This window comes from Emergencia sp. 1XD21-10, from assembly GCF_009936045.1.
Classification (GTDB): Bacteria; Bacillota; Clostridia; order Peptostreptococcales; family Anaerovoracaceae; genus Senimuribacter; species Senimuribacter intestinalis.
Genome location: NZ_QWEQ01000018.1, coordinates 20,400 through 46,339 on the forward strand (window position 1 = coordinate 20,400; position 25,940 = coordinate 46,339).

The window sequence follows — 25,940 nt, forward strand, 5'->3', positions numbered from 1 at the left end:
GAAACGAAGATGAATACTATAAAAATCAACGGTATATATCGCCACTTCAAAGGCGACTACTATTTACTGGTTGGCACGGCCAACCACTCAGAGACTGGGGAGACCTATGCGGTTTATCGAAAACTATACGAAGACTGCGGGCTCTGGATTCGACCTTTGGACATGTTTCTGGAAGAAGTCGATCATGAAAAATATCCTGATGTGAAGCAGAAATATCGATTTCAGCTTCAGGAGATAAGCAGCGTAAGAGACGAAAATAACCGTTAAAACGCCAGTGCTTTCCCCTGCGCTTTTCCGCAAATACTGTCCCCCAAAAATAATTCCCATATGAACCGCTGGGCTTTCTTTCTATAAAAAAGGAGCGTGCCGACGAATTATCGTCAGCACGCTCCTTTTTATCTTCGACTGAACATCATATCTTTCTTTCGAATTGGGTTTTTCCCATATCGAAGTCGCTTAATCAGTTTGACAATCAGCACAAGAATCAGTGCTATAATAGCTATAACCAGTATTGCTGCTGCAATCATCATTCTGAAAAACTTATTAGGCTTCTTGAAAATATCCTCCAGAGTCTTACTGTCCTCAAGCACTTTTCTCCCCTCAGGCACCCCATACTTTTCAGTGATTTCCTGGGGATCCATAGAGTCCAGATAGGATGCCAACGCATACCACTCTTTCAGCTCACTTCCATTTTTATCGTAAATAATGTGATCTTCAAAATCAGTGATTTCCACTCCATTTTTATCTTTTGGCACAACCGACAAAAGACCGTAAGACATGGAGTTAACCGTGCCTAGCATTTGCGCCGAATAAAGGTCAGCAACCACCCGGTACAACTTGTCGGACTCGGGCTCAGTGGTATTTCCTTCTTCGTCCAGCACTTTAATATCAAAGGCTCTGTTTAAAATCAGTCTATTCGGATTATACGTGTAGGTCAGACCGCTGAAATAAAGTCTTGCAGGACTCATGATTTCAGAAACGGATATATCGATTTCAGCCGCCAGTTTCAGTTCATCCCCTGTCAAATACACGCTGACCAGCGGATAGCCTGCAACACCATCTTTTCCCGTGCCTAAAGACAGCGCGTTGAATGCGTCAGCTACAGTAACTCTTCCTCTCGAAAAAGAGCCTCTGATAACACCAGCCGGCGCCACCGCAACATCTACTGGTACATAATTTTTACCCTCCGTCCTGCGCACACCATACACATAGGAGTCAGCAATGAGATTGCCCAAAGCATCCTCTCCCTGCTCCTGTCCAAAAACGTCAATCCCCGTAAAATCTACTGGATTGCTGACTAAAGTTTGATCCCAGCTATAACCGTAGAGGTTGAAATATTTCCTGTCTGCCAGTTTCTTGAATTTGTTTACTGCATCTGCAGTTTTCTTATTCTCCTTAATTTTGTTATCAAGAGGAATCAGTTCATAGTCATCAAGTTGGTAGTCGTCTCCCTTTTTCACAAAGGTCACGGCACCCAATTTTTCGTTGTACTGTCCGCAGGAAGCGATTACTGTATCACCCTTTATAATTGGCTGCGAAAACTCAGTGTGACTGTGTCCACTGATAATCAAATCAATGCCCTCTACTGATTCTGCCAGAATTTCATCCTCGGAAGCTTCCGGATTTGCTGAGGTACCGCTGTGGGAAATGCATACAATCAGATCAGCCTCCTCCTTGCTCTCTATCTGCTCTACGACAGCCCGCGCGGTTTCCACAGGATCCTTAAAATAAGTACCGCTTTCCGGCGCATAGCTTGCCGATTCCTTTCCGAAAATACCGAAAACAGCTACTTTGACACCGCCGCGAACAAAGACCTGATACGTCTGATTGACCCCATATTCATTCATGGCCTTTTGAAGATTTTCTCCATCAGCGCGCAAAGCTTCTTCCCCAAGGGTTTGCTCCCAGTCTATGTTAGAAATCACCAGCGCCGGCACTTTATCTTTGGAAGTCTTTGCCGTGCGGAGCATTTTTGCAAGACCTTTTGAACGATAGTCAAACTCATGATTACCAAAGGTGGTCGCATCATATCCCACAGCTCCCATCATCCGAAGTTCACTTGCCTCTTGTTTGAAAATGGTCTGAAAAGGTGTGCCCATGGAAAAATCTCCCGCATCAAAAACGAAAGTCTGGGCATTTTCTTTCTTTTTCCCATCGATAACAGTCTTGATCTTCGCAAATTTTTCAAGATGGGAATGCATGTCGTGGGAAAATACGATGGAAATCGCATCATTTCCCACTGTGTCCGCCAAAGCTGTCGACGGAACAATCATCATCAGGGTCATACAAAGGACCAGTGCTTTTGCCAGTATTTTTTTCATCATATTGCCTCATATTCTCTGTTTACCGGATTTTATCCGATTTTTTGTCTATTTTATCACAGTTTGTCGAATTGTGCCACCAGTAGTTCTTTCTTCTCTTTAGAAAGCTTCTTGATAGCAGCCTCTCTGCGCATAGCCTCTTCCTTGGTTTCAAATTCTTCAAAGTATACCAGGGTCACTGGGCGCCTTCCTCTTGTGTACTTAGCGCCCTTTCCGCTGTTATGAGCTTTTTCTCTGCGTTTAAGATTTGTAGTGTAACCCGTATACAGGCTGCCGTCGCTGCACCGCACCATATAGGTATAATTCATAAATCCACCTCGTACTCTCTACACAGTATATCACAAAATAACAAAAAAGACCTGGTATATTTTCCTCCAACTTTCAGACAATAGAAACAACTAATACGCTATTGAAAATTCTATTGTATAGGAGGATTTATGACTGATTACCCACTTCTGATTGCTCTTTTTTCTGTTCCGTTTCTTCTGGGCAGGCTGCGCACCTTCCGGAAAGGTCTCGTTACAAGCCTGTTTATACTGCTACTCTTTCTGGGAAATGGCAGTCTTTTGACGCTTATCATTCCTATCAGCAGCGCTGTATTTCTTTTTTTCATGGAAAGAAAAAGGGCAGTCCCTGCAAGAGAGCAATCTGCCTTTGTAAAAAATCCTTTTTCCTTTATGATGACTATATTTCTCATTTCTATGGCAATTTTCTGCGCTTTTGGAGATGCGTTCTATCACTATGGGTTGTTTCTGTCACTAGATGAAAAAATCCTTGCCTTGGGAAAACAGTGTGCAGGCTTTGGTCTTCTGTTAGGTCCTCTTGTTCTTGGAAATCGGTGTGACCGCAAAGGACCTTTCAGCGCCGCAGTTTTTCTCTCCCTGTCGGCAGAGCTTTCCATCCTTTTCGCCGGAACCGCTCAAAGCAGCGCTTTGCTCTTTGTCATCGGAAATTTTCTTCTATCTTTTTCTATTTCCGGCTTTTTCGTGCTCATGCCTTTGCTTTTTTCTGCATTCTACGGACAAGAGAATTTTCTTCGCATGTATCCCGTCTCAGCGGCAAGCGCCGCCCTTTGCTGGGGAGTTTTTAGATATTTCTACATCAGTGACTGGTCAAAATCAGTAAGTCCGGCGTCCTTCCTTTTGAGTCTTTTGATTCTCATTGTCGTCTCTTCCTTTTGCGTCTTTCACGCCTGGAAAAGAAGACTGGTTTTAGTACAGCCGATTTAGACCTGCCTGTCCTTTTTTATCAGAAGGACCTCTTCAGCAAATTCAGCTTTTTCCTGCCATTTTTCTGGCGATACATTGTTTTCAGCCAGCCTGTTCTTCACGTAAAGTCTAAACAGGGCATACAGCACAGAGCAAATCGGAATGAAGATAATCATGCCGGCAACACCCATCAGGTTTCCACCTACAGTAATAGCAACCAGAACCCAAATCGACGGAAGGCCAATGGAACCGCCTACTACGTGCGGATAAATCAAATTTCCTTCTATTTGCTGCAGCACCAAAAACATAGCTAAAAAAATCAGAGCTTTCAGCGGGCTTACCATGAGAATCAGAAGCACACCGATTGCACAGCCGATAAACGCTCCCACCATAGGAATGAGTGCTGTAAATGCAATCAGTACAGAAATCAGCATAGCATACGGCAGCCCGAAAATTGTCATCGTCACAAAAAACATTAGACCCAAAATGCAGGCTTCCAGGCACTGTCCGGAAATGAATTTTGAAAAAGTCTTACTGGACAGGCCCAGTACATAAAGAACCTTGTCTGCAGTCTGCTCTTTCAAAAACGCATAGAGAATCTGCCTGCCCTGTCCTGCCAGTTTTTCTTTTGCCATAAGAATATATACCGCAAAGACAAAGCCAATGAAAAAGCTAACAAGCGCCCCGATGATATTGCTCACGGTGCTGATTCCGCTGTTTATCATAGTTGTTGCGGCATCTTGAATCAGTACAGAAACCTTTTGCACAATTTCACCCCAGTCAACCGCTAGCTGCTCTGAAATATTCTGTACCACACGAAAATAGCCCATATTTGCACTAATCCATTCCTGTACTGTATTAAACGCTACTGGCAGCTGCTCTGCAATACTCATCATGGTTTCCGAAAGCTGCGGAATGATGATATACATGGCAACTACAATAATGCCAAGAACCAGCGTCAGCGTCACCAGAAAAGAAACTGCTCTGCTGCCCTTTTTCTTTCTGCTTTCACCACGAAAAAGTCTGTTCTCAATCTTTGTCATAGGCACGTTAAGCACAAATGCAATACAAGCACCCAATATAAACGGAAATGTAACGTCAAGAACACTGCCCAAAGATTCCATTACAAGTCCAATATTTTTCACACCCAAATAAAACAAAATGCACGCAAATGCAATGAGTATGGTCGTTTTTATGTTTTTCTTATTCCAGTCCAAATTTTATTCCCCCTCGTTTCGTTCCTGGCTTATTAACCTTGTTCACAGCCTCATACACAATATAATATATTTTAGCACAGAGGCAGGGAATCAGTAAAGGGGTTCTGCGCCAACTTCGATACTATTTTCCCAAGATTTTGCGTTCCTTCTGCTTCAAAGCAGCCCGCAGGGCGCACAAGAAAAAAGCAGCCGTTCTGACAGGCGGTTCTTCCCGTCACCAAAAGGCTGCTTTCTTTCATTTTTCCGCAAGCGGCGCGATGCTATCTTACCAGCTCGTAGCCCGCATCCTTTACCACTGCTTCAAAAGCATCCATGGAAATTTCCTTTTCGCTTTCTACGCTGGCAATACCGGATTCCAGATTAACCTCAGCCGTAACACCTTCCATTGCGTTAAGAGCATCAGCCATGTGTTTCTGGCAATGCTGACACATCATGCCTTTAATCATCAGTTCATATTTCATTTTTTCTTTCCTCCTTATTTCCTCAGCACCTGTGCAAGAAGCAGCCGGTGCGGATAATCGTTTTACTTTAAAATTTCTAAGACGCAGTGCATTGAGCACTACACATACACTGGACAGGCTCATGGCAGCCGCCCCAATCATCGGCGACAGTTTCAGACCGAACATCGGATACCAAATTCCCGCCGCAACAGGAATACCGATAACGTTATAGAAAAATGCCCAGAACAGATTTTCTTTGATGTTTCGAATGACCGCTTTGGAAAGCTTTACGGCAGTCACTGCATCCAAAAGATCATTTCTCATCAGCACAGCGTCCGCACTTTCAATAGCAACGTCGGTTCCCGCACCGATAGCGATACCGATATCTGCTTTGGCAAGCGCTGGTGCATCGTTGATACCGTCACCAATCATGGCAACCTTATGACCTTCAGCCTGCAGTCCTGCAATATGCTTTTCTTTGTCGCTAGGCAAAACCTCTGCAATAACCTTTGGAATCTGCAGCCTTTTTCGTAAGGCTTCCGCCGTCCGTTTATTATCTCCCGTCAGCATGACCACATCAATCTTCATCTCTGCAAAAGCATCTATCGCCGCTTTACTGCTTTCCTTTTCCACATCGGCGACAGCAATGATGCCGATTATACTCTTTTCTTCAGCAAAAATCAGCGGCGTTTTTCCCTGGTCGGAAAGAACGCCCAGTTTATCTTCAATACCCTCTGTTGAAATTCCAGACTCTTTCATCAGTGCAGCATTTCCCGCAAAGTATTTCTTTCCGTCGATGACAGCCTTTACGCCTCTTCCAAATACCGCCTCAAAGCCTTCGGCTGCTTCCTGCTGCACCTGTCTTTCTTTTGCATACTCCATCACAGCTTCCGCCAGTGGATGTTCGCTTCCTGCCTCTAAAGTCGCTGCAATTTTTGTAAGTTCTTCCTCGCTCATACCAAAGGCAGCAATATCCGTTACCTTTGGTTTTCCCTCTGTAATGGTGCCTGTTTTATCCATAACAACAGTGTCAATACTGTGCGCCGTTTCCAGTGCCTGGCCGGATTTGATGAGAATACCGTTTTCGGCGCCTTTTCCGGTTCCAACCATAATTGCTACCGGCGTTGCAAGCCCCAGTGCGCACGGGCAGGAAATCACCAGAATAGAAATGCCGATAGATAGCGCAAACTCAAAGCCATACCCTGCAATCATCCATATAACTGCAGCAATGATAGCGATAGCAATAACTGTCGGTACAAAAACTCCTGCGATTTTATCCGCCATTCTGGCGATAGGCGCTTTGCTGGCACTGGCCTCTTCAACTAAACGAATAATCTGGCTGATGGTGGTATCTTCCCCCACTTTGTCACAGCGCACTTTGATAAAACCGGTTTTGTTGATTGTCGCAGAAACTGCTCTGTCACCAGGCTGCTTTTCTACCGGAATGCTCTCGCCTGTAATAGCAGACTCATCAACACTGGTTGTTCCACTGATAATTTCACCGTCTGCAGCGATGCTTTCGCCCGGTCTTACGACCAGAATATCTCCTTGCATCAGTGCACTGGTTTCAATACTGATTTCTTTTCCGTCCCTCTCTACTGTAGCTGTTTTCGGTGCCAGATTCATCAGCTTTTCGATAGCTTGACTGGTCTTTCCTTTGGAACGGGTTTCCATATATTTCCCTACTGTAATCAAGGTCAGAATCATGGCTGCAGATTCAAAATAAATATCCCCTGCATAGTGATGTACCAGCGCCATATCTGCCGTCTCAAAGCCGTGAACAATACGAAAGATTGCAAAGGTTCCGTAAAGAATCGCTGCCGAAGCCCCCATAGCAATGAGACTGTCCATGTTGGGGTTTCCTCTGAAAAGACTTGGAAATCCCTTGAGAAAGTATTTCCGGTTCAAAAACACGATCGGTATGAGAAACAGCACCTGTGCCAGTATATTGGTCAAAGGATGCTCCATATCCATATGATGACCTGTCAGCATTGGCCCCATGGAAAAACACATCATGGGTATCAGAAGCGCCACCGACCAAATTAATCTTTGCTTCATCTGTTTGGTTTCATCAAGCGCAGCCTTAGATGCACTGCCATTACTGCCCCCGCGGGCTGCGCCGTTTCCTGCGCCGCCCTCAGCACTTTTCCCTCCATCGTCAACAAATGCGCCATAGCCAGCTTTTTCAACTGCTGTAATAATTCCTTCCGTATCCAGCTGTTTTTCATCGTATTCGACCTGCATAGTGCCTGTCAAAAGATTAACGCTGACCTCCTGACTGCCCGCAAGCTTCGTCACAGTCTTTTCTACTCTGGATGAGCATGCCGAGCAGGTCATTCCCGTCACTCTAAATTTTTCTTTCATAACTATTACCTCATCAGTTTATGCAGGGTATCGCAAAGCTCGTCGACCATCTTGCTGCCGCCCTGCTTCACATCTTCCACTACACACGATTTAATATGTGCAGAAAGCAAAACTTTATTAAAAGAATTGATTGCAGCGCTGACGGAAGCTACCTGATTGACAATGTCAATACAGTATCTGTCTTCCTCTACCATCTTTCTGATTCCACGAATCTGTCCCTCTATCCGTGCTAATCTATTGATTAAATCCTTTAATTCTGCTTCTTCTCTGTGTTTGACACGCTCAGAGCAAGCAGAGCATGATTTTTCGCTCATAATGCGCCTCCTGTTTTCTCGTGATACATATAGTATACCCCTGTATGGTATATTAAATCAAGTATTTTTTCTCGCCTGTGCATATATTTCGTAAAAATCCTCTAACTATGCACGCAGGTGTGCATAGAATTAGAAAAAAGCAAAAAAATATGCACTTTTGAGCTGTTTCACGCTGATTCATCTACTGAATCTGCGATATTTCATTCCCAAAAATGCATATATTTCTTGTATAGTCCGAAAATATGCACATTCTCCGAGAAAATTATGCATATTTTTAAAGAAAATGGCGATTCTATGTACACCTTAGAGTCACCCACCGGCAGCAATGCATCGGTTTACTTTCCGAACACCAATCATAGCTTCCACATTGGTTCCCGCCTCTACCTCTGTATAGAAGCAGTAGGTTTCCTCCGCACGGCTGTCTTCTGGCACCGGTGCAGGCAGCTTTGCCATATAAATGGTAATTTCACCTCCAAGGGGTGCTTCCTTCTGGTAACGAAGGTTCACCGATGTAACCTCTTTTTCCTGAATATCAGGAATAAGTCCCCAAAGCATGTCAGGATAGTAAGTGTTGTTCATGTGCAGATTGATATCCACATCGCTGTAAGCCACCTGCTTCGTACCGACTTTTTCAAATTTCAAATCCTTCGGCAGGCGAAACCTGTCTTTCAGCCCCATCTCGTGAGGTTCTTCCATCTCATAATTGCTAAGATCCACCTCAGAGGCTTTGCAAAGCTTTCCAGTCTCATGATTGACAACTGCCCAGACGCTATAGCCCTTTGCCACGATTTCACCTTTGCAGACCATGACAAAACATCTGATAAAGGTTGCACCCTTTTCCGGGCAGCGCCAAGTCTGTACCGTAATCTCATCGTACTTTTCCGTCTGTCTGTAAATTTCAATGGAAATTCGCGTCAGGATAAAAGCCTTGCCATCCACAAACAGCTCATAATAAGTCGGTTTGCGGTCGCGCATTTGATGGTCTGCAGTCTCAATCATATACCGCTGCACCAGAGACGGCCGCAGATGATTATTGATATCCACATCATGACTGGTGATTACATAATTGTCCGTGTATCTCATTTCCACCCTTCTTTCTTTTCAGTCTGAAAGGTATTATAACACAAAATTTTTTATCCCACAATCTTGTAATATTCTCTCGCCGTCACCATGTACACCAGAGCGTAAATCCCTGCAAAAATCAAGAAAGTCACCAGAGTGCAGACTGCAAAGAGCCCTACATTGGTCATAGCGAATACTAAAAGCAGCTTGGTAATCATCTTAAATGCCACAGCAATATGAATGCCTGCCATGACAAGAGGCACGAAGAACACCATCAGCACCTGTTTACGAATGGTCGCTTTTACTTCCTTCTTGCTCATGCCTACCTTCTGCATAATCTCAAATTTCTCTTTATCATAGTAGCCCTCGGAAATCTGTTTATAGTAGATAATGAGCGCTGCCGCAAAGGTGAATACAATCCCCAGGAAGATGCCCAGAAACAGAAAGCCGCCAATCATCTCTACATAATCACCTGTTTCTTCTTCTTGCGTGGCAACCCTAAGCATTTCGTAGTGCAAACCAAGCTCACTGTCATCTTCTCTAAGCGCCTGTGCATAGTTGGCATTCAGCTGTTCATCGCAGTCAGTATAAATGTTCAGGTGGGTATAGAGGTAACAGCTGTTTTCGTATCCACCATTTACCACTGTAAGAAGATTCTGCAGTGCTTCGTCATCTGCCAGAATTAAATAGCTGACATCGGTCATACCATTTTCTATCTCTGCCAGCTCCAGAAAACCGTCTACTTTCTCTTTCAGATGAAACTGTATGTTTCCCACTTTGAAATCCTCAGAAACATCAGACAGAGTTGTATACATAGCAACTTCGTTTCCGGTAAGTCCCAGTTTTTTGCCTGTCAACCTAGTATATGAATCCTCTGTCATAGCTGCAAAGCTTACCATGTCTTTTATATTCTCCTCTGTTCCCCTTTCAAAAATGTAGTTTTCTTCGCTTCTTATTGCAACAAAGGTAAGGAACTGATACGCCCTAATATTTTCGATTTTTACACCCATGCTGTCAGCACGATTTTTTGCGGCATTTTCAAGTTTTCCCATATCATCGTTTATTTTTGCCGTGCACTCCTGAATATTAATATCTCCCGGAGCCATCTTGTCAACGGTATCATTCATACCGAAAAACAGGCTGACCGTGCCAGATACCATGACAAGCACCATAGTAGACAAAATGCAGATGTTTGCAAGTCCCACTGCATTTTGCTTCATTCTGTAAATCAATCCAGAAACTGCCGTAAAATTACCCGACTTATAGTAAAACTTTTTATTCTTACGCAGTGCCTTTAAAATGACGATACTTCCCGCAGTGAAAAGGCAATAGGTGCCGATTACAACAAGCACCACCGCCACAAAGAAAAGCATTAACGCCTTCAGCGGATTTTCTGTAGTAATTGCAATGTAATATCCTGCCCCCAGACATAAAAATCCTACCAGAGCCAATGCGCCTTTTGCCTTCGGTTCTTTCTCCCCTACATTTCCTCCGTGAAGAAGTTCAATCGGCTTTGCAAGGCGAATACTCATCTGGTTTGCCAGTGTCGTCAGCACAAAAAGCGCACCAAAGAGAATCGCACTGTAGATGATGGCATCTTTAGAAATCTCAATTCCAAAAGGTGGTTCTGCGCCAAAGACCCAGTTTAGAAACAAGTGTACCAGCTTGCTGAACAGAATTCCACTGAACATGCCGCAGATAAAGGATGACATCGAAATCAGCATCCCTTCTATCACCAGAATTCTGCCGATGTGTCGCTTTTCCATACCGAGAATATTGTAAAGACCGATTTCCTTTTTTCTCCGTTTCATAAGAAAGCTGTTGGTATAGAACAGGAAGATAAAGGAAAATATTGCCATAACTCCTACGCCCAGTCCCATAATCATGCTGAGACTGGCAGACATAGTCGATATTCCCTCATTCATGGCAAGAAAACAAATGATATAAAACATCCCCGTAATTCCTGCTGAAGCCAAAAAATACGGCAGATAAAACTTTCGATTATTTTTAATATTGGTCAGCGCAAGCTTCCATGAAAAACTTTTAGCCACGTTTACCACCACCTGACTGCAAAACCGTCAGTGTGTCCGAAATCTTTGCGAACATCTCATCTTCGGTCATATTTGCTCTGTAAATCTGATGGAACACTTCACCGTCTTTAATAAAGAGCACTCTGCTGGCGTGACTTGCCGCTTTGGTACTGTGGGTCACCATCAGAATCGTCTGTCCCGCTTCATTGATCTCACCAAAAAGTTTGAGCAGACTGTCGGATGCAGCAGAGTCCAGCGCCCCTGTCGGTTCATCTGCCAAAATCAGCTGCGGACTTGTAATCAACGCTCTTGCAACCGCCGCTCTCTGCTTCTGTCCGCCAGATACTTCATAAGGATATTTCTTCAGGATATCTTTAATTGCCAGATGTTCCGCAATAGGAGCAAGCTTCTTTGCCATTTCTTTATAATTTTTCTTCGCCAGCACCAGAGGCAGGAAAATATTGTCCTGCAGTGAAAAGGTATCCAGCAGATTGAAATCCTGAAACACAAATCCAAGATTATCACGGCGAAATGCGGAAATTTCCCGCTCAGAAATCGTTACGATATTTCTGCCGGCAAGGAGCACCTCGCCGCTGGTCGGCTTATCCAGCGCCGCTAAAATGTTGAGCAACGTGGTTTTACCGGAACCTGATTCCCCCATAATTGCCACATATTCACCCTCTTCAACAGAAAAAGACACATTGGAAAGTGCCTGCACCTGATTTCCTCCAAAGCGGGTCGTATAGATTTTCTTCAAATTTTTAACTTCTAAAATGGTCATTTTTTGAACCCCTTTCTATGAACATGGCTCTATGATAGCAAAAAAGGGAACATAAGTCCTATACATTCCCTTACAATCCTTTATTCAAATCTTACATTTTCGTAAGTCCCAAGCCCCAGCTTCACCTTCGTGCCCTTGCCCACCTGCGATTCGATGGTCATAGTGTGTCCCAGCTTATTCATAATCATCCTGCAAAGATAAAGCCCTATACCCGTTGACTTCTTATCCTTGCGTCCAGTATAGCCAGTATATCCTTTATCAAATATCCGCGGCAGATCTTCCTCCTGGATACCGATTCCCGTATCCTCAATCACAAGCGTACAAGGCAGCACCTTGTCCATATAAATAGAAATTTTTCCGGACGGTGTATATTTCAGCGCATTGGAAAGCACCTGCTCCAGCACAAAGGAAAGCCACTTTTCATCGGAAATCGTCTTTGCATCGACTCCCTGATAATCCAGAGATATCTTTTTCTTAATAAAGATTGTAGAATATTTTTTTACTACTTCACGGATAATCTTGTCAATCTCCTGCCGTTCAATGCGAAAGTCCGTGCTATCCGCACCCAGCCGCAAATACTGCAGCACCATCTCCACGTACTGTTCCACCTTAAACAGTTCCATAACAAGCTGATCTCTGCACACTCCAGGCATTTCACTCTGCAGCAGTAAATCCATAGCAGCAATCGGCGTTTTAATCTGGTGCGCCCACAGCGTATAGTACTCAATCATATCGCTCATAGCCTTGTCTCTTTCCGACACCGCCGCCGAAGTCGTTGCATACAGGGATTTGATAATTTTCAGATATTCTTCTTCAATGGCATTGGCAGCTGCTCCGGTCCAAACTGGATTCTCGCCCTGATATCCTGCAAAACTTCCTGCCTCTGCCGAAATCTTGCATAGCTGTAAATCATGAACACTAAGGCAAAAAACAGGCAAAGCACAATCGCATAGATGAGGGCGTCATACGGCATCCCAAAGAGAAATGCCACCAGACAAAATATCCCCAGATACACCAAAAACAGCAGCGCCGTCTTACATTTGCTTCTAATATATTTTCCAATCATAATTATTCTACCAGATATCCCATACCTTTCTTCGTCTTAATAAAATCATTCAGTCCGCTGGCTTCCAGCTTTCTGCGAAGTCTTGCCACATTGACGGTAAGTGTGTTCTCATCTACAAAGCTGTCGGTCTCCCAAAGCCGCTCCATCATATCATCTCTGCTGACGACATTTCCTTTTCGCTCCAGCAGAATCTGCAAAATGCGAAACTCGTTTTTGGTCAAGTCGATCTTTTCTCCCTCATAGGTTAAGCTTGCATCCCCCATATTCAGTACCGCGCCCATGTGAGTCAAAACAGGGCTTTGCACACCGAAATCATAGGTTCTGCGAAGCAGCGCCTGCACCTTTGCAGTCAGCACCGCAAGGTCGAAAGGTTTTGCAATAAAATCATCTCCACCCATATTCATAGCCATGACGATATTCATATTATCTGATGCCGAGGAAATAAAGATGATTGGAACCTTGGAAACCGCCCTAATCTGGGTGCACCAATAATAGCCGTTAAAAAAGGGCAGCCCGATATCAAGCAGAACCAAATCCGGTTCAAAGCTTTCGAATTCTCCCATCACATCCTTAAAATTTTCCACACAGTGGGCGCTGCAATTCCATGTTTCTATATGATGGGCGATAGATTTTGCAATCACCACGTCGTCTTCTACAATGAGTATTTTGTGCATGTTCTCTTCCCCCTTTTTTGATTCTATTTTACCATTCTTCTTTTTTCTTTGCAAGAAAAGGAAACGCACGGGGGAGCAGTGTGCGGACGCCCTGCTACGCTTCTCTTAAAAGACGGGCACAGGGTATATCTTTAACCCAAATCTCGATTTTCTGTAAAAAATGTATAAGAGATTTGTCTCTGAAGTTAGTACACCTTACATTTCCCGCAAAATATCACATAAATTTATCCAAACCTTACGCAAAATGCAATATTTCAGCAGAAAACCAAGTATCAATTCTTATGAAGTACAGCCATCGACGAGCCACATTCCATACGCTTATACATTTTTTTGGTGTTTTCCATTTCTCGGTTAAGAATCGACCCTTCTCTTATACACTTTTTTAAAAAAAGTCGATTTTAGGTTAAGACACCGCGCTGAAATGGCGGTCGAAATGACGCCGGTCATCAGAAAGAAAGTATAAACAAAACCGCCAATTGATGGTATAATACTTCCATAGAATGCTTTAAGAAAAAGATAGAGGTGATATTTGATGACACAAGTCAGACTTGGAAAAACAGAAATTATTACAAATAAAAACGGCTTTGGCGCACTTCCGATTCAGAGAATTTCTTATGAAGAAGCTGATGCTTTGATTATGAAGGCTTACGAGGCAGGTATCACTTTCTTTGATACTGCCAGATTTTATACAGACAGTGAATCCAAGCTGGGCAAATCTTTGAGTGAAAGAGGGCTGCGGGAAAAAGTCTATATTGCCAGCAAAACCATGTGCAGCACTACAGAAGAATTTTGGTCACAGCTTGAAACCACCCTCACTAATCTGCAGACCGATTATCTGGATTTGTATCAGTTCCACAATCCCGCTTTCTGTCCAAAACCAGGCGACGGCACAGGGCTTTACGAGGCAATGTTGGATGCCAAATCCCAAGGGAAAATTCGCCACATCGGTATTACCAATCATAGGCTGGCTGTGGCGCATGAAGCCATCGAATCCGGACTTTACGAAACGCTGCAGTTTCCGTTCAGTTACCTTGCCAGTGAAGAAGAAATTCAGCTGGTAGAAAAATGTAAAGAAGCAGATATGGGATTTATCGCTATGAAAGCTATGGGCGGCGGGCTGATTACTCGTGCAGATGCCTCTTATACTTTCTGTGCGCAGTACGAAAATGTGCTGCCAATCTGGGGTGTACAAAGACAGGAGGAACTACAGCAATTTCTGGACTGTGAGAAAAATCCACCGCAGATGGATGCTGCTATGAAGAATTTTATTGCGCAGGAGAAAGCAGAACTTGCAGGTGATTTCTGCCGTGGCTGCGGCTACTGCATGCCTTGCCCTGCAGGCATTAAAATCAACGACTGCGCCCGCATGTCGCTGATGATTCGCCGCGCGCCGACAGGTATCTACATGGATCAGGATCATCAGAAGGATATGGAACAGATTGCAGAGTGTCTTCACTGCGGTCAGTGTAAAGAACGCTGCCCTTACGGACTAGATACACCGGCATTACTTGAAAAGAATCTAAAGGATTATCGTGAGCAATTGAAGAAATAATTATAAAAATGACCGCATGCTATCAAATTATGCTAGCTGTGGTCATTTTCTTCATTTTAGTTCTCTTTGCAGATATTTTAAGGTCGTTTCCGGCAGCAGTTTTGCAAGTTTATCTGTTTCTACGCCTTCATTCTTCAAAAGCGCTCTGACTCTGCTGGCACTGATGGCCTCTCCACCCGCAGTCAGGCGAGGAATTTCTTCCACGCTGATTCCTGCTTTAGGCAGTCTTTTTTTCAGAGTTTCATTATAGATTTCTGTCACCGGAGAAAAAGGCTCTGTCCCCAGAAAACGCACCGATACGCCCAGCGCCGGAGCGATATATTCTGCGAACAGCTCTGCATCTATGGCAGCATGTGCGTAAGCCAGATTTTCTTCTTTCGTAAAATAGCTGGGAAAAGTCAGGCTAGATACTGCATAGCGCCCGCCGGGTATTACGGTCACATTCCTTAAATCTGCCACTCCTGCCTTTACCATGGCAAAACGATCCGCAAAGGAAAACTGCGAAACATCTTCTTCCACTACTAAAAGAAATACATGGCTGCAGGCTGAGGCAGCTTTCTCCACCAGGTAACGATGTCCCTTCGTAAACGGATTGCAGTTCATCACCAACGCACCGACCAAAAATGCGTCTTCGAAGGCGGCGGATACCCCTTGTCTGTAAGTTTTCAATTTTTCTACATACTGAGCAATCCCTGCCTCGCCCCATTCCAGCAGCGCCGCATAAGGTCTTGCCGTTGCTGCAAGGCGAAATCCAAGCCCAGTAAACTGCATTGCTTTTTCTGGTTTGGTGAAAAGATACAGACTGCGGTTGCCCTGCTCTGCGGCTTTCTGCGCCAGATGGGTCATCACCTTCGCAGTTAAATCTTCGCCTTGAAATTCAGGATGGACAGCGATACCCTGAATCATATCACCTTTGAGACTGCCGCAGGCGACCAGCCTGTCATGGAAAAATATCCCGGCAGTATAGTCCACCGCTTGGGGCAGTGTAAGTCCGCAAAGGGAAAGCAGGCTTTCCGCCTGTTCTATGTTGATGGTTTCAATATAAAACATGGTTCTCATTCCGTTCCGTTTTTGTGAATTTTGCAGAAAACTGTTGGCTCATTGCCGGTCGGCAGCTTTCGCAATAGGAAAGTTATGCAATCCCACTTTTGAGTAGGGCATTTGCACAACCTTTGGGGATCGCATGCGACCAGGTTGTGCAGATTCATCTAAAGCAGGAGGGTTTGCACAACTGCGGACTAATCTGCGCTGAGAAAGCTGTGCAGAGTTGTGCAGATTAGACTGTTTACAGACAACTTAGCAAAACCCAAAACAGTCTTTCGCTGTAAAAGTTGTACAGACAGTTCTTCTATAGAAGGATTTGCACAACCGCCAAGTAAGTGACTGTGAAAAAGTTGTGCAAGCAAACCCTATTACCACTTCTAATGCACAACTTTTGGGAATCGCATGCGACCGGATTGTGCAGATTCGTCTAAATCAGGAGGGTTTGCACAACTGCGGACTAATCCGCACTGCGGAAGTTGTGCAAATCAGATTATATCCAATATCTATGCAAAAGCCCGCCTCTGCAAACAATAGTGCACTTTCTATTTCACCGGCACGTTATAAATGGTATCCAGCAGCGTTCCATCTCGATATAAAATCTTCGCTACTTCCTTGTCACCAAGTGTCGGTTTCTTTGCTTTTCCGCTCCGCTTTTCAGCTGCATCCCGCAATTCTCTGATATCTACTACTGGAAGTCCACTTTCCGCAAACCTCTTAGAAAGCTCCGGACGCAGCGGATTTACTGCGATGCCACGCTGGGTTACCAGCACATCGACTGTGGAGCCCGGTGTGGATTTGCAGAGAACCTCGTCCACTACGATTGGCAGACGGGCACGGGAAAGAGGCGCAACAATCATGGACATCTTTGCGCCGGCAGCTGTGTCACTGTGGCCGCCGCTGCCGCCCATGATATAGCCATTGGAATCGGTATGAACGTTGACATTAAAATTAGTGTCGATTTCAGTTGCGCCTAAAATCACCACATCCAAGCTGTCAACAGCGCTGCTAGCAGCAGAAGGACTTGCATAGTGAGATGCGCTCACCTCCCTATGATTTGGATTGGTTCTGATGGATTCCACCGCACCAAGGTCAAAGCACTGCACATCCAGCAGAGCTTTGAAGCAACCGCTTTTCATCATATCCACCATGTAACTGGTGATTCCTCCAAGACCGTAGCTGCCTTTGATACTGCGGGCAAGCATGATGTCCTGCAGGTATTTTGCAGCTGCAAGGGAGGCACCGCCTGCACCGGTCTGGAAGGAAAAACCATCGACCAGAAGACCGGATGCTTCAATGGCTCTTGCTGCGTAATCGGCAATGACAAGCCCTACCGGGTCTTTTGTGATTTTGGTTGTGCCAGAGACGATGCCTGATGGCTCTCCAATCTTGTCGACACAAACCACATAATCGATGTAATCCTCCGCAATGGAAAAATCCGTCAAAGGATAGTCTACCAGATTATCTGTAATTACCACAGAAGTTTTCGCATACATCGCATCCGCAAAAGCATATCCCAAGGAACCGCAGGCGGATTTTCCGTACTTACCTGTGCAGTTGCCCATAGGGTCTGCGGTCGGCGCCGCGATAAATGCCACGTCGATAGGCGACACACCGCTGATAATGTCAGAAGGTCTGCCTCCGTGGGTTCTGAAAATCACCGGCTTATCCAAAATCCCTTCGCTGACAGCCCTGCCCACAACGCCGCCCATATAGTCTGTTTCAATGCCGGTAATTACACCGTCTCTAATGTATTCGATAAAAGGCGCATGGGTATCAAAAATCGAGCTGATGTTGACATTCAAATCCCGGATGCCAAGCTCACTGATGACATCCAGCACCATCACTGCTACCATGTCGCCATTGCGCAGGTGATGATGAAAGGAAATCGTCATGCCGTCAGAAAGTCCCGAAAGTTTAATCGCCTCTTTCAAATCTTTTACTAATTTTGTTTTCATTTTACAGGACCTCCCTTCATTGCCTCTGCCGCCGCAAGGACCTGTCTTGCCCTAGCTACAATCGGTGCATCAATCATCTTGCCCCGCAGAGATACCACGCCTTTACCCTCGGCTTTACCCTTTTCGATTGCCTCAAAGACATCACGGGCATAGCGGATTTCTTCCTCTGTCGGACTAAAAATCTCATTGATAAAGCGCACGTGGCGCGGTGAAATAGAGGACTTTCCAGAAAATCCAAGGCTCTTTGCAAATTTCGCGTCGGCAATGAGACCTTCGTAATCTTCCACATCGGTCCAAGGTGTATCGTAAACGTCGATTCCGGCAGCCCGTGCCGCCATAACCATACGAGAGCGAGCATATAAAATTTCTGTTCCTTCCTTGGTACGCTTGCACTGTAAATCTGCAGTCAAGTCTTCTCCTCCAAGGAAAATCGCCGCAACTCTGGAATCTGCCGTTGCAATTTCAAAAGATTTTTCCACACCCAAAGCTGTTTCAATCAACGGAATCAGCTTAATTGTGCCAACTTCCATACCGCTGGTCTTTTCCACCTTGGCGATTGCGTCAGAGATGGTCTTTACATCATCTGCGCTGCTGACCTTGGTCGGCATAATCATGTCCGGTTTGACGGGTACGATGGCATCAAGATCCTTTTCCCAGTAAGGACTGTCGATTGGATTGATTCTAACGATGACTTCTTTTGTAAAATCAAGAGAACGGATTGCGTTTCTCACCAAAATTCTTGCAGAATCCTTTTCGGTCTGGGCAACTGCGTCCTCAAGGTCCAAAATCACGCTGTCAGAGCCGAGAAAATCTGCATTGAGCAGCATATTTGCACTGTTTCCCGGAAAAAATAGCATACTTCTTCTCATTTACTGCTCTCCTTTCCCGCGGCATATTGCCGTTTCAACTCTTGCACGAATCGTGCAGTCCACCGCACCTCTGTCACTGGCGGTGACCTTTACGTCGGTTTCTCCCAGTTCCTCCAGGGTCTGTCTGATGACTGCCTCGATTTCAGCGCCAAACTGCTCGTAAACCACAGATGTTACTGAAAGCACAACGCCGCTGCCAGAAGGCAAGGGTGCAATTTCTACATAAATATCGCTGGATTCAAGGGTCCCAGCGCACGCATTTGTTTTAATCATAGCGATACCTCATCAAAAATCATATATAACATGGTGCAAAACGCCAGCAAATCCGCACTGCCGCCAGGACTTAAATTTCGCTGGACACATGCGCGGTCAAACTCTCTCACCATGTCTAAACTTTTTTCACTCTTCCAATCTGCTCTTTGCAAAATCTCACCTGCTTCCTTCTGCATAAAAGCGAGACCTTCAGCGCCGCCTCTGTAGGCGGCATTGCTGTCTTCTGTTCTTTGTATCAACGCCAGCAAGGTTTTTACCAGTGCTGTTTCCTGCACCAGGCCCTCGTAGAGGGCGCTTCTGAGAGTAGGCAATCCTACCTGAAATGCAGTGGCAAATCCGGCGCTAGCCTCCGCCCGCACGCCGCCGCAGGCGGCGTGACCACGGGCGTGCAGCCCGTGGGTTGCTGCGGCAGTATCCTGCCGCAGCAGGGCGGCTGAAAGCTGAGCGCAAAGCGCCTGTAATTCAGCTTCTTTTAGGCCTGCCTGCGCCTTTGGCACCTGAACTGCAGTGTGCGTTCCCTTTGTTACTTTAGCTAAAAGCATGCCAAGCGCACAGCACAAAATCCCCATAGAGAAAATAGCTCCTTTGTGGGTATTGACCCCTTTTGTCGCCGCATACATGGCGGTTTCTCCACATCTGCCGATACGGCGTAATACAGGAACCAACTGCGCCGGACTTTTTTTGTATCCGTCAATGCCGGCTTTGGCACAGGCTGTAAAGCAAGGAAGCAGCGCCGCGCTGCTTGCCAGAAACAGCGGATAGTCCATGTCGTCATGGGCTCCGCTGTTTTCTCTGTCTACAAGTCCCGGCTTTGGTGTCACCGCTGCCTCAATTCGCAGGGCGTTCACCGCCAGTTCTCCAATTTGTTCTGCTGTAAGCAGCGATAGCGCCGACTGCCCCTTTGCTTCCCACAGGTCTACGCCGCTAATTAGTTCTGTGATCAGTCCGTCTTCTATCACATTACGCATTTTTTGCTGACAGTTGTGCAAGGATTCTCTGCATTTCATTGTACACAATCATGTATCCTTCGTCTACGCCCATGCCTGGTTTTGCCAGAATCTGATCAGGCTGGGTTGCCATAGCCAGGTTGACGCAAACCTGCGCAGAGCGGTCTGTTTCGTTGCAGGTGCCGCCCTGGTACGCGCCGATTCCTTTTTCTTTGCAGTAGATAACTGCTTCTACGATATTGTTGATTCCGCCAAGGTCTGGGGTCTTAATCTGTACCATGTGACCTGCCTTGTTATCAGCGAAATATTTGATGTCTTCTAAAGTGTTGCACCATTCGTCTGCCACCAGTTCTACGTCGATTCCGCGGCGATCAACCTCTGCAGTCAGCGCTGCCAGCGCTTTCATCTGGGCTTCTCTTTCTTCAGCGTCCATCGGACCTTCGATACGCAGTTTGAATGGTTTTGCTGCCTCTACTAAAGTAGCGATATAGTCTGCCATCACTTCGTAATTGTTGACACCGAATGCCATACCGATGGTACCGTACACGTCGATATGCAGCACCGGCAGATAGTCCTCATCATGACGGAGAGCGATAATTCTGTCTCTCAGCCATTTTACATATTCCAGTAAAATGCTGCCGTCTTTTCCCAGTTTTGTATCTACGTTGTTAATCAGAGCGTGAGGTAGAACGTCAGCACCCTTCATAATCATCTTATCGGAGTTATCGTAACGGTTATCGCCGGACTGAGTGAAGATTGGAATCTGGCGATATTCCGGCGTGAGACCGTATTCGTCTGCGATAACTTCACACATCAGCAGCTTCTTTGCCTTTGCCACTGCGTCCAGCACCGCCTGGGTCACACCGTAGCGAATGGCAGTGTGCAGACGCTTGCCATCCACTTCTACGGCTTCTACTTCCGCTGCCAAAGTGCGGAAAGAATCCAGTTCTTTCCCTTCCAGCACTGGCGCTACATGTTCCATGATAACAGGAATAAAGTCTTCTGCAAGGAACAGCGGATCTCTTCCGCCTGCTCCGCTGTACTGTACAGCTGCACAGTCACCGTAGGCAACCTGACCATCTTCCAAAACCACCATAACAGAAATGGATTCACCAGCCTGTCTTACTGCCTTAAAGCCGTCAGTTACCGGCTCTCCGATATATGCAGAACCATCAGATTTTGCACCTTTTTTAATCGCTCTCTGGTCGTCAAAGAAGAATCCGGTTCTTCCGCCAGAACAAATTATTTTTTTAATTTTCATTTCAATTCCCTCGTCTATATTTCAAACTACCATTTACACAATTTTCTGCGCTGACATATTTCCAAAAAAACTGCATTTTTGTCAGTCTTTTTGCGATTTTTACCGCAAAAACATGAATTTTTCTGTCTGAACACTGACAAACCAGACAAAATCCAAAGAAAATGTCAGTTTTGTCAGCATTTTTCCCAAAACTGCTGACAGATTAGACAAAAAACCGATTTTTTGTCAGTTTTGTCAACGTTCGCCCGTTTTTTCGCCTAGCATCACCAGCGCCCACCAACGGCTCTCGATTATTTCCAAGGTCTGCCGACCAGTTTTCCTTTACTGATGGAGTAAACATCGTCGATTACCATCTGGAAGGAAGCATCTCTCTTTTCTGCCTGTGCACGTTCTTCAATTTTTTCTCTGTTGAAATCGATCAACTCTTTGGAAAGCGGCACATTGGCAGCATTTAAGATACGAATTGCGCCGTCATTGTCCCTTGCCGGCAGCATTTTTCCTGCGTTTAGTTTGCTCGGTGCAAACGGAATATCTAAAACACCTGCCTGGAATGCTCTAACAGTGCCCACTGCCAAATCGCCTTCGCCCAGTTCAAAGCACTTATCTACAATACAGCGGGTTTCTGCGGAAATAATCATCATTTCATTTACAACATGGCTGGTGTTGGAAAGCTGCTGGTCGCAGAGCATGTTGATCATCTGTTTAGTGCAGCGCAGTCCCTGTGCGTTTGCTTCCTTGGTCGGAACGCCGATTGCTTCGTGCGGTGTCTTTACGATAACTTTTGTTGCCTTTGACAGCGCTGCGATGGCGCTGCCCCAGGAAATAACGGAAAACGCCTGAGCTTCGTCCTGCGGGAAACCGCCCATCCACTGATGTAAAACAGTCGTTACTTCTACATCATTATAACCGTATCTCTTAAGGTATTCTTCAGTCAGACTGCCAAGGGAACGGATGGCTGCAACGTCCTGCACCAGATTGCCGCACTGACCGTAGCCGACTGTTATGTTCTTTACCCCCTGTTCAGCAGCCAGCAAACTCTCGATGATGGCTACAGAATGGGAAATGCAAGGCGGAACCAGAGTACCGGTAAGTGGTCCGTATGGCTCTCTGTTAATGCTGACGCCAGCTTCTTCATAAATACCGGTCAGTCTGTCGCAGTACTGCCAGTCCCTGATGGTTTTTTCCAGGCTGACATTTTTTGCATAAGGAATATTATAGGAAATACCGCCGCCTTCATAGCTTGTGAAACCGCCAGCGTAGGAGATTTCCGTCAGAAGTCTTGCGTCAGGTGTACCGTGACGCACCTGTACCGGTGTGTTCAGTTCATTGATAATGGAGCGGCATGCATCTACACCGTGGTTTACGATGGGAAGACCGTTGAGCATGGACTTGCTCTCTCTAACCGATTCCTGAATGCCCACTTCCGCTTCTTTGTAGCGATTCTGTCTCGTATAGCTGTCTACTGTAGTCGGCAGCAGGTCTGCGCCACCCTTGTCCTGCAGATAAGTCAAGAGGTCGATATGCTCCTGCACTAGAGCAACACCAGCTCTCGGCTGCACTAAAGTCTTGCCCTCTTTCTTTGCCTTTACCAGCTTCTTTCCAAAGTTTTTGTTTTCCGGCAGGCTCTGATGAAATTCTACTGCCTTCTCAAAATTTACATCTGCGCCGGTCGGCCACTGGGTCAAAATTTCTTTCTGAATTCCATAGAATTCATCGTTTGTCAGTTTCTTATTTTTCAATTCCATAGGATATCAACTCCTTTTTCATGATTCTTAGTGCTGTATCCGGCGCATGTTTGGCGAGAAGGCCCATGGCCGATAAAATATATGCTTTGTCCAGCAGGATTTCCGCCTGCCTCGGTTTTAAGGATGCGGCTTCTGCCACATCGTAAAGCACCCCTCTTGCGATTTTCTCTATATTCTTTGCGTGAATGAGAGATCCGCCCGTGATAACCGCTTTTTCTACAGCTGTCAGGTCTTTACCCTCCTGCAGCCATGTTTCACCAACCGGCGTATAAACTTTTTCCACGCGTCCTGCATGGCGGGTCATACCCACCTTGACTGCCAAAGACGCCAGCGCAAAATCCAGCGCCGCAAGTTCTTCATTTTCAGGCAGTGTATCTGTTTTATCTGTAATCAGAGTAAGCAGCTGCTGCGCCCTCTCTGTAGACAACCCCGAAAGCCGGGAAACTGCGCCTATTCCGGCAGCTTCTACAATGCCTGCTGCACTGTAGCGCATACCGATATCCCCTTCCACGGTTCGCTTTGCATAAGGCTCAGGCAATCCTTTGATGACCGTATTGACACCGCTTGGCTCGCCCAGACTCATGGAGTAAACGTCTGTGGTAGCGCCGCCTACATCTACGGCAACCAAATCTCCCAGTCCTGGCTCCTTATCTGTGCCCTTTGCCAATAGCTCCATAGCGGAAAGCACCGCCGCCGGTGTCGGCATCATAATGCCCGAAATCAGCTGACTGGCTTTAGAAAGTCCTTTTGCCTTGATGATTCTGTCAAGGAAAATTTCTCGAATACAGTTTTGTGCCGGCTCGATGTTCAGTTCCCCAAACCGCGGCATCACGTTTTCTGTTACGATTACCTGCTTTCCGGCTTCCTCTAAAATCTTTCTGCAAGCACCTGCTGCATTGCGATTGCCCGCAACGACGATTGGAAATTCTGCGGAAATTCCTGCCAGCATCTGTGCATTTTCTATAATGGTGTCCTTATTGCCGCCGTCAGTACCTCCCGTTAAAAGGAAGATGTCAGGTTTCAGATTTTCGATTTCTTCTGCGTCCTCTTCGGTCAGCTGATAGGAATAAACCTTCATGACCTTCGCCCCTGCCCCAAGAGACGCCATCTTTGCTGCCTCGGCAGTCAATTCCGGCACCAATCCGCAGCTGATCATTTTCAGACCGCCAGCGGCACTGGAGCAAGCATACCTTGCATCAAAATCCACCGGACCGATTTTTTCCTCTAAAAGTGCCAGCGCATTTGCCAGTCCTTCATTAATATCGGTTTTTACAGTGGTGTAGCTTGCCGCTGTTGCGCAAAGCCGCTCTTCTGCAAGGTCCACGGCAGTTACCTTAGTATAGGTGCTGCCGAAATCTATTAATAGTATGTTCTTCATGACTTCACCGACCCATTACAGCCCCAAGTCCTCCTTCAGACACGAAATGGTGTCTTCCGGTGCTGTTCCCGGTCCAAATACCCGGTTAAAGCCCATTTTCTTAAATCTTGCTTCCACTTCGTCAAAAGGCTGCTTGCCGACTACGATATTGCCGCCTACATAGAGCAGAATATCAGAAAGACCTGCTTCGCTGCACTTTTCTCTAAGACCGCGGCAATCAAGCTCACCGTGACCGTAAAGGGAAGATACCATGATAGCATCTGCATCAGTTTCTACTGCTGCAGCAATGTATTCTTCCTGGGATACCATGACGCCCAAATTAGTCACATCAAACCCCGCTTCTTCAAAGGCGTGATTCAATATCTGGATCCCTACTGCATGAACATCTGCGCCAATGACGCCGATGACTAACTTCTTTTTGTTTTCTTCCATGATTCACCTCGAAATTCAAAATCGATAAATGTATTACATCTTTATAGTACATTGTTATATCTCATTTGTCTACAACCAGATTGTTTTTTTTTGGCACTTCTTATTCAATATGCATTTTGTGAAAAATTTGCACGAAAAAACAGACCCTATTCGGGTCTGCGTCATAGTCATTTCACTATAAATTTTGTGACTTTATATATGCCTCTATTGCATGAAAAAAACTTCCGCCTCGTCTACCTGACGCTTTACATCTTCCTTTTCAATCACAAAGAAATCCTCATAATCACTCTCTGTTCTTAAAGAAAATGCGCTCTTAATAATATTAGAGAGCTGCTTTTCAAATACACCCGTCTTTATATATCTCATTTGAAAATTGGAAATCACTCCTGAATGTTTGCGGAAATCCAACCCATCTAAAGCAAGTACTGCACGTGCTGCATGAAAAATTACATAATAAGAACGATTTGCTGCAGTATCATACATCCCCATTTCCAGAGTTCGCCTAGCGTCAGTCAAATACCGTTCAGCCTTTGACAATCTGTATAAGCATAAGTCCTTTTGCTCCTCACTATACAATACTGATTCCCTCCTTTATTACATTCTGAAAAAAAGGCAAAGAATCAGAATAGCGATGAAAGGTTTCTGTATCCTGCAGCTTAATCGAAAGCAGTACGCCATACTGCAAGTCAAGTTCCGAAGACAAGTCACTGACTTCTCTCCTGTAAGCCGCCAGCTCATTTTTTGAAAGATCCACAAGTGCCAGAATATCCAAATCTGACTCTTCATCATTATCCCCTCTAGCATAAGAACCATAAAGCCAAATATGATTTAGTTTGTTCCCAAAAATATGGCACAGTGCGCTGCGAAGCTCTTCTAAAATATGATTCAGTTCCAGGATTCTCACTTGCACCACCTCCTTGCTTATTTATCCCTATTATACTATTTCCATTATAGAAAATCCATACAAAATTATAAAGAGCTGCAGGCATCTTTTACCTACAGCTGCT

25 protein-coding genes are annotated in these 25,940 nt (G+C 45.5%); 3 read left to right on the top strand and 22 right to left on the bottom strand.

Annotation, left to right across the window (positions count from 1 at the left end):
- Positions 1-9: 9 nt before the first annotated feature.
- Positions 10-267, top strand: a complete 258-nt coding sequence (locus D1151_RS11525; protein ID WP_160200523.1) for a DUF1653 domain-containing protein — start codon at positions 10-12, stop codon at positions 265-267.
- A gap of 128 nt (positions 268-395) precedes the next feature.
- Here the strand turns inward: D1151_RS11525 and D1151_RS11530 are convergent, their stop codons facing one another.
- Both D1151_RS11530 and D1151_RS11535 read right to left on the bottom strand, forming a co-directional pair.
- A complete protein-coding gene (locus tag D1151_RS11530) occupies positions 396-2,324 on the bottom strand; it encodes a bifunctional UDP-sugar hydrolase/5'-nucleotidase (RefSeq protein ID WP_161908989.1) in 1,929 nt (642 codons plus the stop codon).
- A 53-nt stretch (positions 2,325-2,377) separates the two neighbouring features.
- Positions 2,378-2,629, bottom strand: coding sequence for a GIY-YIG nuclease family protein (locus D1151_RS11535; RefSeq protein WP_160200525.1), 252 nt, complete (start codon positions 2,627-2,629; stop codon positions 2,378-2,380).
- Positions 2,630-2,758: 129 nt separating this feature from the next.
- On the opposite strand from D1151_RS11535, the gene D1151_RS11540 reads away from it, so the two are divergent.
- A complete protein-coding gene (locus D1151_RS11540; protein ID WP_161908990.1) occupies positions 2,759-3,550 on the top strand; it encodes a hypothetical protein in 792 nt (263 codons plus the stop codon).
- On the opposite strand, the gene D1151_RS11545 is transcribed toward D1151_RS11540, so the two are convergent.
- From D1151_RS11545 to D1151_RS11580, 9 genes are all read right to left on the bottom strand, one after another.
- Entirely contained in the window at positions 3,547-4,746 is a 1,200-nt protein-coding gene (locus D1151_RS11545) for an AI-2E family transporter (RefSeq protein ID WP_161908991.1), read from the bottom strand. The two genes, D1151_RS11540 and D1151_RS11545, sit on opposite strands and share 4 nt — an antisense overlap.
- Positions 4,747-5,006: 260 nt before the next feature.
- Positions 5,007-7,550 (bottom strand): heavy metal translocating P-type ATPase, encoded by a 2,544-nt coding sequence (locus tag D1151_RS11550; protein ID WP_161908992.1) that lies wholly within the window; start codon positions 7,548-7,550, stop codon positions 5,007-5,009.
- 5 nt (positions 7,551-7,555) lie between these two features.
- The gene (locus D1151_RS11555; protein WP_160200529.1) at positions 7,556-7,864 is read right to left on the bottom strand and encodes a metal-sensing transcriptional repressor; all 309 of its coding nucleotides are present in this window, start codon (positions 7,862-7,864) and stop codon (positions 7,556-7,558) included.
- A 309-nt stretch (positions 7,865-8,173) separates the two neighbouring features.
- Positions 8,174-8,947 (bottom strand): acyl-[acyl-carrier-protein] thioesterase, encoded by a 774-nt coding sequence (locus D1151_RS11560; protein ID WP_161908993.1) that lies wholly within the window; start codon positions 8,945-8,947, stop codon positions 8,174-8,176.
- Between the two features lie 50 nt (positions 8,948-8,997).
- Positions 8,998-10,977 carry an ABC transporter permease gene (locus D1151_RS11565; RefSeq protein WP_161908994.1) on the bottom strand — a complete coding sequence of 660 codons (1,980 nt, stop codon included), beginning with the start codon at positions 10,975-10,977 and terminating at the stop codon, positions 8,998-9,000.
- Entirely contained in the window at positions 10,970-11,737 is a 768-nt protein-coding gene (locus D1151_RS11570; protein ID WP_160200532.1) for an ABC transporter ATP-binding protein, read from the bottom strand. Before D1151_RS11570 ends, D1151_RS11565 begins: the two co-directional genes overlap by 8 nt.
- An 80-nt stretch (positions 11,738-11,817) precedes the next feature.
- Positions 11,818-12,477 (bottom strand): HAMP domain-containing sensor histidine kinase, encoded by a 660-nt coding sequence (locus D1151_RS11575; RefSeq protein WP_306770895.1) that lies wholly within the window; start codon positions 12,475-12,477, stop codon positions 11,818-11,820.
- A 59-nt stretch (positions 12,478-12,536) separates the two neighbouring features.
- On the bottom strand, positions 12,537-12,803 hold the full coding sequence (locus D1151_RS17065) for a hypothetical protein (protein WP_306770896.1): 267 nt from the start codon (positions 12,801-12,803) through the stop codon (positions 12,537-12,539).
- A 2-nt stretch (positions 12,804-12,805) separates the two neighbouring features.
- Positions 12,806-13,477 carry a response regulator transcription factor gene (locus tag D1151_RS11580; RefSeq protein ID WP_161908995.1) on the bottom strand — a complete coding sequence of 224 codons (672 nt, stop codon included), beginning with the start codon at positions 13,475-13,477 and terminating at the stop codon, positions 12,806-12,808.
- A gap of 532 nt (positions 13,478-14,009) precedes the next feature.
- Between D1151_RS11580 and D1151_RS11585 the strand changes: the two genes are divergently transcribed.
- Entirely contained in the window at positions 14,010-15,029 is a 1,020-nt protein-coding gene (locus tag D1151_RS11585; protein ID WP_161908996.1) for an aldo/keto reductase, read from the top strand.
- Positions 15,030-15,080: 51 nt separating this feature from the next.
- Here D1151_RS11585 and citC read toward each other — a convergent pair whose 3' ends face one another.
- The 11 genes from citC to D1151_RS11635 form a co-directional block, all read right to left on the bottom strand.
- The gene (citC, locus tag D1151_RS11590; protein WP_161908997.1) at positions 15,081-16,079 is read right to left on the bottom strand and encodes a [citrate (pro-3S)-lyase] ligase; all 999 of its coding nucleotides are present in this window, start codon (positions 16,077-16,079) and stop codon (positions 15,081-15,083) included.
- Positions 16,080-16,615: 536 nt separating this feature from the next.
- Positions 16,616-18,028, bottom strand: a complete 1,413-nt coding sequence (citF, locus tag D1151_RS11595) for a citrate lyase subunit alpha (protein ID WP_161908998.1) — start codon at positions 18,026-18,028, stop codon at positions 16,616-16,618.
- Positions 18,025-18,897 (bottom strand): CoA ester lyase, encoded by an 873-nt coding sequence (locus D1151_RS11600; RefSeq protein WP_202620424.1) that lies wholly within the window; start codon positions 18,895-18,897, stop codon positions 18,025-18,027. Before D1151_RS11600 ends, citF begins: the two co-directional genes overlap by 4 nt.
- Positions 18,898-19,170: a citrate lyase acyl carrier protein gene (citD, locus tag D1151_RS16685; protein WP_201759497.1), complete on the bottom strand. Its 273-nt coding sequence runs from the start codon at positions 19,168-19,170 to the stop codon at positions 18,898-18,900. It abuts the gene before it with no gap.
- Positions 19,167-20,177 carry a triphosphoribosyl-dephospho-CoA synthase gene (locus tag D1151_RS11605; protein ID WP_161908999.1) on the bottom strand — a complete coding sequence of 337 codons (1,011 nt, stop codon included), beginning with the start codon at positions 20,175-20,177 and terminating at the stop codon, positions 19,167-19,169. The genes citD and D1151_RS11605 overlap by 4 nt, the downstream gene beginning before the upstream one ends.
- Positions 20,131-21,378 (bottom strand): methylaspartate ammonia-lyase, encoded by a 1,248-nt coding sequence (locus D1151_RS11610; RefSeq protein ID WP_160200539.1) that lies wholly within the window; start codon positions 21,376-21,378, stop codon positions 20,131-20,133. Before D1151_RS11610 ends, D1151_RS11605 begins: the two co-directional genes overlap by 47 nt.
- A gap of 290 nt (positions 21,379-21,668) precedes the next feature.
- A complete protein-coding gene (locus D1151_RS11615; protein ID WP_160200540.1) occupies positions 21,669-23,123 on the bottom strand; it encodes a methylaspartate mutase subunit E in 1,455 nt (484 codons plus the stop codon).
- On the bottom strand, positions 23,107-24,501 hold the full coding sequence (glmL, locus tag D1151_RS11620; RefSeq protein ID WP_161909000.1) for a methylaspartate mutase accessory protein GlmL: 1,395 nt from the start codon (positions 24,499-24,501) through the stop codon (positions 23,107-23,109). The genes D1151_RS11615 and glmL overlap by 17 nt, the downstream gene beginning before the upstream one ends.
- Before the next feature lie 15 nt (positions 24,502-24,516).
- Entirely contained in the window at positions 24,517-24,933 is a 417-nt protein-coding gene (glmS, locus tag D1151_RS11625; RefSeq protein WP_160200542.1) for a methylaspartate mutase subunit S, read from the bottom strand.
- Positions 24,934-25,137: 204 nt separating this feature from the next.
- On the bottom strand, positions 25,138-25,509 hold the full coding sequence (locus D1151_RS11630) for a HEPN domain-containing protein (protein WP_161909001.1): 372 nt from the start codon (positions 25,507-25,509) through the stop codon (positions 25,138-25,140).
- Entirely contained in the window at positions 25,502-25,837 is a 336-nt protein-coding gene (locus D1151_RS11635) for a nucleotidyltransferase family protein (protein WP_160200545.1), read from the bottom strand. Before D1151_RS11635 ends, D1151_RS11630 begins: the two co-directional genes overlap by 8 nt.
- Between the last annotated feature and the right edge of the window lie 103 nt (positions 25,838-25,940).